Source organism: Polyangium sp. 15x6 (genome assembly GCF_029960785.1).
GTDB lineage: Bacteria > Myxococcota_A > Polyangia > Polyangiales > Polyangiaceae > Polyangium.
Window position 1 is genome coordinate 1 of record NZ_JASBQE010000181.1, and the last position, 10,880, is coordinate 10,880.

The 10,880-nt window shown below is 71.0% G+C and carries 7 protein-coding genes and 1 pseudogene; 1 reads left to right on the forward strand and 7 read right to left on the reverse strand.

The window, feature by feature from the left end; genetic code table 11:
• From QHF83_RS51735 to QHF83_RS51765, 7 genes are all read right to left on the reverse strand, one after another.
• Positions 1-810 (reverse strand): hypothetical protein (locus QHF83_RS51735; protein WP_282425585.1); only part of this gene is annotated, 810 nt, incomplete at its 3' end.
• Positions 758-1,987, reverse strand: coding sequence for a tyrosine--tRNA ligase (gene tyrS, locus QHF83_RS51740; protein ID WP_282425586.1), 1,230 nt, complete (start codon positions 1,985-1,987; stop codon positions 758-760). The genes QHF83_RS51735 and tyrS, both read right to left, overlap by 53 nt.
• Positions 1,988-2,075: 88 nt before the next feature.
• Positions 2,076-2,429: an HU family DNA-binding protein gene (locus QHF83_RS51745; RefSeq protein ID WP_282425587.1), complete on the reverse strand. Its 354-nt coding sequence runs from the start codon at positions 2,427-2,429 to the stop codon at positions 2,076-2,078.
• 128 nt (positions 2,430-2,557) lie between these two features.
• Complete coding sequence (locus QHF83_RS51750) at positions 2,558-4,684, reverse strand: hypothetical protein (RefSeq protein WP_282425588.1); 2,127 nt, start codon at positions 4,682-4,684, stop codon at positions 2,558-2,560.
• 491 nt (positions 4,685-5,175) lie between these two features.
• Positions 5,176-7,278, reverse strand: a complete 2,103-nt coding sequence (locus QHF83_RS51755) for a hypothetical protein (RefSeq protein ID WP_282425589.1) — start codon at positions 7,276-7,278, stop codon at positions 5,176-5,178.
• Complete coding sequence (locus QHF83_RS51760; RefSeq protein ID WP_282425590.1) at positions 7,275-8,171, reverse strand: SUMF1/EgtB/PvdO family nonheme iron enzyme; 897 nt, start codon at positions 8,169-8,171, stop codon at positions 7,275-7,277. Before QHF83_RS51760 ends, QHF83_RS51755 begins: the two co-directional genes overlap by 4 nt.
• The gene (locus tag QHF83_RS51765; protein WP_282425591.1) at positions 8,171-10,372 is read right to left on the reverse strand and encodes a hypothetical protein; all 2,202 of its coding nucleotides are present in this window, start codon (positions 10,370-10,372) and stop codon (positions 8,171-8,173) included. Before QHF83_RS51765 ends, QHF83_RS51760 begins: the two co-directional genes overlap by 1 nt.
• 184 nt (positions 10,373-10,556) lie before the next feature.
• Between QHF83_RS51765 and QHF83_RS51770 the strand changes: the two are divergent.
• Positions 10,557-10,880 (forward strand): annotated as a pseudogene (locus QHF83_RS51770) (hypothetical protein); the annotation flags it as partial.

Genomic DNA, 10,880 nt, shown 5'->3' on the forward strand with positions numbered 1-10,880 from the left:
CGGCCTCGCGGCGGCGCCGATGGCCGTGGCCGCGGCGAGCAGGCCTCGCGCGCCCCGCGCGAGCTCGCCCTCGAACGGGCCGAGCGCGAACGCGCGGGCCGGCGCGGGGCCGAGGCGCTCGGCGAGCGCGCGCAAGGACGGGTCGGAAAAGGCGCGGGCCGCGCGTGAGAGGGCGCCGCGGGCGAAGAGGGTGGCGATGCGGCAGGGGCCGCGCTGGATCGAGCCCGCTTGCTGGAAGCAGACGATGTCGGGGCCGATCGCGGCGAAGGCGTGCGTCGCGCGGCCGATCTTGCCGGAGACGCGGACGAGGTCGCGGCGGTCGGTCGCGCGCGTGGCCTCGGTGCTGAGGCGGTCGCGGAAGGCGCGCTCGACGGCGCGCGCGTCGCTCGTGTGGCGGAGGATCTCGACGGTCGCGTCCCCTTCGTTCGTCGTGTAGGACGCGACCACGGCTTCGGGTGTCCTTCGCAGATCGACGGCGGTGCCGCGCGCGAAGCGGTCGAAGCGCGCCTCGGAGATGACGGTGCCGACGAAGGGGACGAGCCACGGGATCGAGGTGATCTCGCGCGGGTTCACGAGCACGAGCCAGCGCAGGCCCGCGAGGGGCAAGAGGCCGTCGAGCGAGGGCACGTCGAGCGGTGGCTCGGGCGTCTCGGCGGGCTTCGTGACGGGCGTGGGCGAGCCGCCGCAGCCGACGAGGGCGGAGGCGAGCGTGGCGAGCGTGGCGGCGACGAAGGCGCGCCGCCCCGGAACCGCTGCGTCAGCCGACGACGAGGTGCGCGAACTTTCGGTTCTTCGATCCGACGCGGACAAGATACCTCCGGCCCCGCTCGAGCTTCTGTTGCTCGTCGCGCACGACCTCGCCGTCGAGGTGGACGGCGCCGCTCTTCACGAGCCGGAGCCCTTCGTTCGTCGACTTCACGAGGCCCGCGAGCGACAAGGCCTTGGCGATCCAGAGCGACTCGGCCTCGGTGACCACGCTGATCTCCTCGATGTCGTCGGGCACGCCGCCGGCTGCCACGTTGCGGCGTCGTTCGAGCGCGGCGTCGGCGGCCTCGGCGTCGTGGAAGCGCGTGACGATCTCCTTGGCGAAGAGCTCCTTCACCTCGACGATGTTGCGCTTTGCGGCGCGCACGTCCTCGCGTAGCGCGGCGATCTCGTCGTTCGACCTCGTCGAGAGCAGCTCCATGTATCGCCAGATCACCTGGTCATCGACGAGCATGAGCTTCTGGAGCATCTCGAAGGGCGGCTCGCTCACGCCGACGTAGTTGTTCGCGCTCTTCGACATCTTCAGGCCGACGACCTTGCCGCTCTCGACACGCGCGTTCGTGCCTTCGAGGATCGGCGTCGTCATCACGATCTGCGCGCGCTTGCCGTAACGCGGCATCAGATCGCGGCCGACGAGCAGGTTGAAGAGCTGATCGGTGCCGCCGAGCTCCACGTCGTTCTCCAGCACGACCGAGTCGTAGGCCTGGAGCAGCGGGTAAAGGAACTCGTGGATGTGGATCGGCACGTTGCCCTCGAAGCGCTTCGAGAAATCGTCGCGCTCGAGCATGCGCGCGACGGTGTACTTCGCGCCGAGCTCGACGATCTCGAAGGGCGAGAGCTTGCCGAGCCACTCGGAGTTGTAGCGGACCTCGGTCCGGTTCTTGTCGAGGATCTTGAAGGCCTGCTGCTGGTAGGTCTCGGCGGCGGCGCGGACTTCTTCACGCGTGAGGCGCGGCCGGGACTCGCTCTTGCCCGTCGGATCACCGACCATCGCCGTGAAGTCGCCGACGAGGAAGACGACCTGGTGCCCGAGCTCCTGGAACTGCCGCATCTTCTGCATGAGCACGGTGTGCCCGAGGTGCAGGTCCGGACGCGTGGGGTCGAAGCCGGCCTTGATGCGCAGGGGCCGGCCTTCCTTCAGGCGCTCTTCGAGTTCGGCGCGGACGTGGAAGTCCACGACGCCCCGGCACAACTCCTCCAGCTGACGCTCGGCGGAAAGCATGGGGGAGACTTTGCCGGACGGCGCGCCGCGCGCAAGCGTCACGCGGCCGGAGCGGCGCCCAGGGAGGCGCTTCGCCCGGCCGGGGCGCTCATTCGTCGTCCTCGTCGTCCTCGTCGATGTCGTCGTCGTCCTCGTCGTCCTTGCCGCCGGTGATGGCGAAGGCGCGGCTCTGGTTGACGAGCTCCTTCAGCTCCTTGCCGACCTTGAAGAACGGCAGGCGCTTGGCGGGCACCGGCACGGGCTGGCCCGTGCGCGGGTTTCTGCCGCTGTAGGGTTTGTACGGGCGGACCGTGAAGCTGCCAAAGCCGCGGATCTCGATCCCTTCACCGCGCTGGAGCGCCTCGGTCATCGCATCGAAGATGCAATTGACCACGAGCTCGGCGCGAGCCTTGGTGAGCTCGCCACGGCCCGCAATCGCGTCGATGAGCTCGCTCTTCGTCATGAGTACCCCTCGGCGGCCGTCACGCCGCCCCCCGTCCCTACGTCCCCCCGACCTGATGTGACGTCCGGACGGATACGACTTACGATTCCAGGAACTTAGGACACCCCTCGCATCCTGGACGCTCAGCGTCAACGACTTTCGTTCTCCGAGAAATCCAACCGGTCCAGCGTCACGAGCGAACCCGCGGGCTGAGGGCCGAGGCGGAGCGTGAGCGCGACCGAGCGAGCGGCGCTCGGGATCGGGAAGGCCGGGAGCGTGACGCAGGGCGGATGCGGGGCCGCGGCGGGCGTGAGGTCGTGGGTATGCACAGGGCGTCCGTCGACGACGAGCGAGACGGTGACGGAGGCGGGGCCGAGGAGGGCGAGGCGCGGCGTGATGGAGCGGCCAGTGAGGAAGGGTGCGGGGAGCGAGAGGGTGACGGAGCCGCTTTTCGTGGGGTCGGCAGAGGTCACTGCGAGCCAGCGGCGGTCCGAGGCGCAGGCGTCGGTGGCCCAGGCTGGCAAGGCCCAGGCGCCCTCCTGGGCGAGCGCGGGCCAGAGGTTTTCGCCTTCGACGGTGAGCGGTGCTTGGGGGTCAAAGGAGTACGGGACGAGGTGCGGCGGGGAAGGCGGCGGCTCGCCGTCGGGCGGGATGGGGAAGAGGTAACGGTACGCAGGAGGCCGCCCGTGCGCCTCCCAGGCGAAGCGGTCGAGGGCGTCGCCGCGGTAACGGGCGATCGCGCGTTCGTTCGAGGTCCAAGGATCGTAGGCGAGGTTGAAGCCGTGATCCGTGTCGACGAACACGAGCGCGCGCTCGGGGAGACTCGCGAGGCGCGCGGGCTCGAACATCGGGAGGCCGGCTTCACGGTCGCGCAGCAAGGCGTGATCGAAGCCGGCGCGGAAGGCGAAGCCGAGCGGGACGAGGGCGACGAGGGCTTTGATCCGGCGTGAGGCGCGGCCGATCTCGTTCGCGCGCGCGGCGATATGCAGGGCGGCGAGCGCCGCGAGGATGTGCTCGAGCGGCAGGACGTCGGCGTAGAAGCGCGCGCCGCCGCCGGGGTAGTTGCCGTCGAAGTAGAAGGGGACGTACGCGGCGATCTGGAGGGCGACGGCGACGGGGAGCAAGCGCGCGCGAGGGGCGCGCGTGGCGAGGACCGCGCCGAAGAGGACGAGCAGCGTGAAGGGCTCGGCGTTGCCCGCGTCGACGAGGTGTTGCTTGAGGCGGCGGAGCGTGGTCGCGGCGGCGGCGTAGGCGCCGTAGCCGTTCGGGAGGTTGTGCCGGACGAAGTCGCCGTGCTCGCCGAGGCAACCGATCGAGGCGCCGAAGCCGTAGCGGAAGCAGCCGGGCGGGCCGTCGGAGACGGCGTAGTAGAGGCGCTGCGACGAGGTGAAGAGCTCGCCGGTGGCCGCGTGTTGATGCGCGACGAGCAGAGCAAGGCCGGGGAGGGCGCCGAGGGCGAGGAGCGCGAGGGCGGTGAGGCGTGAGCTGCGGGGAGCACGCGCGGTGGTGCGGCGCGTCGTGACGACGAGGAAGGCGAGGGCGAGGAGGAGGGCGAGCGCGGAGGGAGGGCGCGTCGCGGCGAGCCAGCCTGCGAAGAAGCCTGCGCCGAGCGAGGGGAGAAGGGCGCGCTTTCCGGTTCCGGCTTCGAGCGCACGCACGGCGGTGAGCGCGAGGGCGAGGGCGCTCGTGAAGCAGAGCGCGGCGAGGCCGTGCGACATGGTGTCGGCCGTGTGGTAGCGGAGCGCGGCGCAGAGGACGGAGAAGAGGGTCGCGAGGCGAGGGATCGAGAGGCGATCCGCGAGGGGGGCGTCTGCGGGGACCGCACGCTCGGCGAGGGCGTAGGTCGCGATCGTGAGGGCCGCGGCGAGGAGCGGGCCTACTGCGAGGGGCGCGTGGGCGAGGAAGCCGAGCGCGAGGAGCGCGGGATACCCGGGCGGAAAGAGGACGGCGGCGGTGGGCCCGTCGGGGCCGTCCGTGCGGACGAGGAAGCGGCCGAGCGTGGAGGCGACGGGCTCGTCGAGGGGGAAAGCGAGGTGGCCGTTCGCGAGGGCGCGCGCTTCGAGGAAGTAACTCGTGGCGTCGATGATGCGAGGTCCGCCGCGGAGGTAGAGCGCGACGTACGCGGCGGAGAGGGCGGCGGCCGTGAGGGCGGCGAGGGCGAGGAAGAGGCGGGATTTGGTTGCAGGTCGAACGATGCGCGGGGCGAAGGCGAGGGCGATCAGCGCGGCGAGGAGGGCGGCGATCTGCGCGGGGTCACGGGGGAGGCCGAAGCGCACGGGGGGATGTCAAGGAGGAAGAGGGGACGGGCTGCGGGAGGGTGGACGGCGAGCGTATCTCGGAACGGGGTGGGGAGCGGGGGGGTTCGTGGAGCGAGTTTTCTCACATCCGCGGGCGCGAAGAGGGGTCCGGGCGCGGCGGGTAGGGCTTGGGGATGCGCCAAAGGCATGTCCGGGTGCCTCGGGTACGGTGTGGCGATACGCCGAGGGCATGTCGGCGTGCCGCGGGTGTGGTGTGGCGTTGCGCCAAAGGCATGTCCGGGTGCCTCGGGTACGGTGTGGCGCTGCGCCGAAGGCATGTCGGCGTGTCCCAGGTACGGTGTGGCGCCGCGCCGAAGGCATGTCCGGGTGCCTCGGGTACGGTGTGGCGCTGCGCCGAAGGCATGTCGGCGTGCCCCAGGTACGGTGTGGCGCTGCGCCGAAGGCATGTCGGCGTGCTCCGGGTACGGTGTGGCGTTGCGCCAAAGCCGTCTCCGTGTGCGCCCCGGTCCTCACGGCGCCGAGAGGGGCACGATCTCCGTCCAGCGGAAGCCGCGCATCACGAATCTCCACGGCTTCGCCGCGCGTGACGAGGGAGGTGGCGTCTCCTTGGGCAGGAGCGTGACCTTCGCCCGCGTCCCCGGCGCGATCGCGGCGTTGCCGTCGAGGGCGATCACGTCGAGCGCGTAGCCATCGCCGAGCACGATCTGGCTCCTGTCGAGGAGCGTGTTCGGGTACTTCGGGTACCTGTCGAGGTTCTCGAAATCGATGTCGACCGCGCAGACGTCCGGGAGGTACGCCGCGTCGTAGAGCCGCGTCGCGACCATGCCGTGCGCCTCGATGTCGCGCTTCACCGCCGCGCCGCAGCGCACGCTCACGCCATGAATCTTCCCCTCGGGCTGGCCGGAGCGCTCCAGCACGACCCTGCCCGAAGGATCCGCCTTGAGCCCTTCGAGCGATTGCCGTACGCCCGGCCAGAACCGCCTCTTTTGCTCGTCCCAGCGAGACACGAGCCGCGCGACCCGCGGATCGCTCCACCCCACGAAGGCCGCCGCATCGGTCACGCGGCGCTGCGCCTCGGGGAGAAGCGAGTCGCCGAGACCGTAATCGCGCTTCTCCGGATGCACGATCACCGGCGACTCGGCGCACGCGTCGAGGGCGTCCTCCGCGCGGTACCACGCCTTCGCGAACGCCGCCTCCACGGCGCCCCGATCGAAGATGCGGCACTTCAAGGCCACGTGCGTCCGATCGAGGCGCGCCGCGGAGCCGACGGAGCCTGTCAGGGTGGCGCCGTCGCGCTTCAGCGCGACGGTGGCGAGGTGGTCGGAGCCGCTCAGCCAGTCCGCGTCATAAAAGGAAACCGTGACCTTGGACTTCGGGCCGAGCGAGACCAGGGGGAGCGCGAAAGGGTCGCCGCTCACCGTGGAGGAGCGGCCGTCGATCGTCACCTTCGCGAACACGCGATCGGTATCGTCTCCCGGGGTGTTGAACGCCTCGGTGTCGCACGCGAGCACGCCGCCCTCCACCTGCGCCCCGACGGGCAGGGACGCGTCGAGCAACGCGACCTTCGGCATGGGCGCATCGTCGTCACGGGTCACCCAGGAGGGCCGCGCGGCGCGGCTCTCCTTCGCGGAGGCGCGCCGCTCGGGGATCTGCGGCAGCTCGAGCCCGATCGGCGTGAACTCGTCCGTGGGCCACGGCGCGCTCGGGATGCAGGGCGAGCCGGGGGAGTGCAGGAAGTCTTCCTCGCAAGTCCCCCTGTCCTGCACGGCGCCCGGGCCGATCGCCACGCGCGCGCCCGCGAGCTCCGCGACGGGGACGCTCGTCGCCGCACGTGCGAGCCGCTCCTCGAGCCGGCCCCCTGCGGGCACGGGGACCGTCGCCACCGCCGACACGACCGCGCCCGAGGGCCGCCTGACATTCACGACCACGTCGAGCGAGAACGGCGCGTCCTCGTGCTGCGGGCGCCTGAGCACGAAGCGGTGATCAGAAGCGCCATTCGTAGAGCTCCCGGCGAGCGTCTTCTCGAGCAAGAGGGCGCGCGGTATCGCGGCGCGCACGATCTGCTCCGGCGGCCGCGTGTACGTCGTCTCCACGCGCGACGTCAGCACCGTGAGCACGCCGAACGTGAGCAGGTGCAAAGGCAATGGGAAATCGGCGATCTTTAGGTTCGAGTGCTTGATATCGCGCGGATAGGTCTCGCCCGTGAGCACGGTGAGCGACTTCGCGTCCTTGCGCAGGGCGAAGAGCAGCTTGTCCTCGGACCTGACGAGCACGCGCGCCTCCACGGCGCCGAAGGCCGCGGCGCGCGCCGATCCGCGCACGCGCAAGAAGACCCACGCGGGATCCACGGTGCGCAGGAAGTGAATGCCGGTCGCTTTTCTCAGCTCGTCCAGCGGGATCGCCTCGACCGTGATCATCGGCCCGGCGGCCGCCATTGCAGCGCGCGCGACGCGCTCCCGGGTGGCGTCGTCCGCCTTGTAATCTCGAGCGGCCGCGTCGAGCGCGCCCCCGGGATTACCGGCCGCGAGGAGCTCGGCCGCGGTCTTCGTCGGCGGAGGCTCGAACGAGGCGCACCCCGTCAGCAGGAGGGCGAGCGCGACGCCCCTCCTCAAGCCGCCCCCGCCACACACCGAAACCCATACCAAGGATGCCGCTGCCGCGCGACCGGGTGATGGGCCGCGGGCGACTGATTGCCGTGGAGCCCCTGGTCGTGCCAGGTGCCTCCGGTCACGCGGAACATGTCTTCCCGCGGGCACGGTTCTTCACCTTTGGTCGAGACGCAGACGATGGGCCTCGGATCGAAGACGAATTCGGCCACGTTCCCCGCCGTGTCGTAAAGCCCGAAGGGACTCCGATCCCCCGTGTAACTCGCCACCGGGCACGTGCCGAGGTCCACGGCGACGGGCGGCGCGGCGCTCGTGATCGGTCCGATCACGCCGCCCTGCGTCGCGCCGAAGGATCCGCGTTGCCAGCAGTGCTCGACCTTCTCCGGCTCGTCGCGGCCCCACGGATAGATGCGGTGCCGCTCGCCGAGGCGCTCCTCTTCGCTCATGCGCGCGTCGCCGAGCGCCGCCCAGTAAGCCTCGTAGATCGTCGGCAGGCGGCGTCCGCCGTTCCATTGGCAGTACGCCTCGGCTTCGGCCGGGCTCACGCAGTTGATCGGATGATCGCCGCGGCCGGGCTTGCCCCAGTTGCACATCGGCTCGTCGTGCTTCTCGACGCGGCCTTCGCCCGCGGGCAGGACGCACGCCTTCGCGCCCACACACGCGGCGTACCCGGAGACCGTCACCTCGGTCGCCTCGATCTGGAACGGCTTCACCGTGACGACAGCGCGTTTCTCGATCATCGGATCGCGGAACGAGAACGTCGCGCCGGGGATCGAGACGAGGCGCGCGCCGCGCGGGGACACCGCCAAACGCCTCGCGTTCTCCGCGTCCGTCCGGCCGCAGCCGATCACGGCGACGGCGAGCAAAAGACGGAGCGGGATCGTCGTCTGCCATTGCATCAGCGTGCCGCCGACGGAGCTCCGTCGCCCTCCAAGATCCACACATGATAGGTGATCCACTCGCCGTCGACGGGCGTGATCGCGAGCTGGAAACGCGGCGGGAGGTCGGCCGGCAGGTCGATGCTCGGCTCGGTCCACGTGGGCCCGGGGCGCGCTTCGAGCTTGCCGAGGACGCGGCCGTCCGCGCGGACCTCGGCCGCCGCTTGTCGGCCCGCGACGGTGCGCACGACGAGACGACCGCCGCGCTTCGGCGCGTTCATCATGGCGAGCTCGGGCTGGCCGTGCGGGACGATGCGGCCGGCGTCGAAGAGCTCGCGGAGCCTCTGGCCGGGCTCGGGCAAGACGCGGTGCACGACGAAGCCCATGCCAGGGCGCGGGAAGTTGTAGCCGTGGGCCTTTTCGCTGACGAGGTCCGCGATGTCGAGCTCGTCGACGATGCGCTCGCCTTCGCGTTGCGTGCGAGGCCAGCCGTTCCTGTCGAGCGCGCTCCAGTCGGCCTTGTAGATGACCTTCTCCGCGCCGCCGCAGATCACGTTGCCGACGACGGGGACGCCGACGAGGCGACGGCCGAAGAGGCCGGGGAGGTCGCCCCACCACGAGGGATAGATCGCCATGTGGTCGGGCCGATCCTCGGGCGGGATGCGCTCGAGGAGCTCGATCGTGGCGCCGAGTCCATTCACGCCGGCCCGCGCGAAAGGCAGGTCGTGGTAGCCGCCGAGGCCGATGATGTCGAGCCCAGGCAGATCCGAGGCGTACATGAGCGCGCCCGCGTCGCCGACGAGCACGCGCTTCGCCTTGCGCTCGGCGAGGACCCTGCCCGCGACGACGTGCTGGTCGCGGATGTTGCGGCTCGCGCGGCCGAAGAACCAGATCTGGTCGCGCATGTTCGGCGCCTGGTTGACGCCGTAGAGGACGACCACGCCGCACGCGAACGCGACGCGCAGCGCGAAGAGGCCCCGCGCGCGTCGCGTCGCTTCGAGCGCGGGCACGAGGAGGACGCCGAGGCCCATCGCGGCGAGCACGAGCAGCCACGCGACGGCGCTCATCGTGTAGCGCTCGTTTTGCCAGCGGACCTGGCCGTTCAGCGAGACGAGGAAGAGCCAAGCCGCGACCTGCGCCCAGAGCATGGCCGCGACGCCGCGGGTCTTCTTCGAGAAGAAGGGGATGAGGGCGACGAGCGGGACGATCCAGCCCCAGGGGAGGTTCTGGCCGGGGATCCAGTCGGCGAAGTGGTGCTGGGTGTTGCGCAGGACGACGTACTTGAGGTGCGAGAGGTACTCGTCGAGCTTCTGCTCCCCGTTCATGTAGGGGTGGTTCAGCGCGAGCTTGACGATCGCGCCGGCAGCCGCCCACTCGCCGGTGAAGACGCGGTTCGCGACGGCCTGCGCGACGGCGATGATCGCGCCGGGGATCGAGGCGCGGAGCAGCGTGGCGAACGCGGCGCGAAGGCCGAGGGGCTTCCAGACGGCGAGCGCGGCGTAGAACGCGAACACCGCGATGCTCGTGACGGACTCGGGCCGCGTCGCGTAGAGCAGCGCGCCCGCGAGGCCCGCGAGCAGGCCGTCGCGGCGCACGGCGCGCGCATCACCCGGCGTCCGTCCGATCGAGAGGATCGGAAGGAGCATGAGCGCCCAGACGCCGAGGTGGAAGGCGTTCTCCATGCCGCTGAAGAGCGACCAGTCGAGCGCGCCGAGCGAGAGCACGGCCGGCGGGACGAGGTACTTCGCGGCGCGCCCGAGCGGCTCGCACGCGCGGCCCGCGGCGACGAGGAAGAACGTGGTCGAGACGCACGCGATGAGCGCCGCCCACGCCATGAGGTCGAGGCTGCGGAAGCCGAGCAGGTAGCCGAGCGAGAGCGTGAACGGGTAGAGCAGGCTCGTGTTGCCGCTCGAGAAGCCGTTGCCCTCGGACCACTGGAAGGGAAAGCCGCGGGCCGCGGCGCGCGCGTAGTCGAAGTGGATGAAGACGTCGTCGAGCGGCGCCGACCAGCCGCCGCGCGTCTGCACGTGCATGTACCCGTAGAACACGGTGGCCGCGTAGACGACGCAGGCCGAGGCGAAGACGGGGTAGAGCACGCGGTCGACCGCGGGCCAGTTTTCGAGGACGGGCGCGAAAAAGCCCGCGTCGCCTCCGCGTTCGCGTCGCCCGGTGTCGAGGGAGGGCGACGCTCGAGTTTCGTCTTGGTCCAGTGTGGCGGGCACGGGGGACTCTTATTACACGATCCCCGGTTCGGCCCGCGCGAGACCTCGTCGCGACGCACGGGGCTCGTCCAAACCCCGGTGCCTCGAATTCCAGGGGCGCGCGCGTTGACCAGCCCCGGCCGCACCTGTAGAAAAGAATCGCGTTCGAGCGCCGCGGAAGGCGCCGACGCCAAATGGACGACCGATGCGCTGGTTCGTGGAAATCTCGTCGGCCGGGCCCGCTGCCGAACCTCCGACAAAGCTCACGGTGGAGGCGCCGCAGTGGCAGCCCGCGCTCCAGAAGGCCCGCGCGATGCGCGGGGACGACGGGTCGCTCGGCAACTTCTCGATCGAGCTGCTCGACGACGGCTACACGGCCGTCGATCCGGTGAAGAAGCTCCGCTACGTGGTGCGCAAAGCGCCCGATACGGCCGAGCTTTCCCCCGGCGGGCAAGCCGCAGCCGAGCCGCCGAAGGGCCGCCCGGCCGTCACGGCGCCCCCGCGCGTCGCCGCGCCGCCGCGCGCGACG

Bases quoted from the DNA above. Each gene is read 5' to 3' on its own strand.
- tyrS (WP_282425586.1), bottom strand. From the start codon at position 1,987: ATGCTTTCCGCCGAGCGTCAGCTGGAGGAGTTGTGCCGGGGCGTCGTG.
- QHF83_RS51745 (WP_282425587.1), bottom strand. From the start codon at position 2,429: ATGACGAAGAGCGAGCTCATCGACGCGATTGCGGGCCGTGGCGAGCTC.
- QHF83_RS51760 (WP_282425590.1), bottom strand. From the start codon at position 8,171: ATGCAATGGCAGACGACGATCCCGCTCCGTCTTTTGCTCGCCGTCGCC.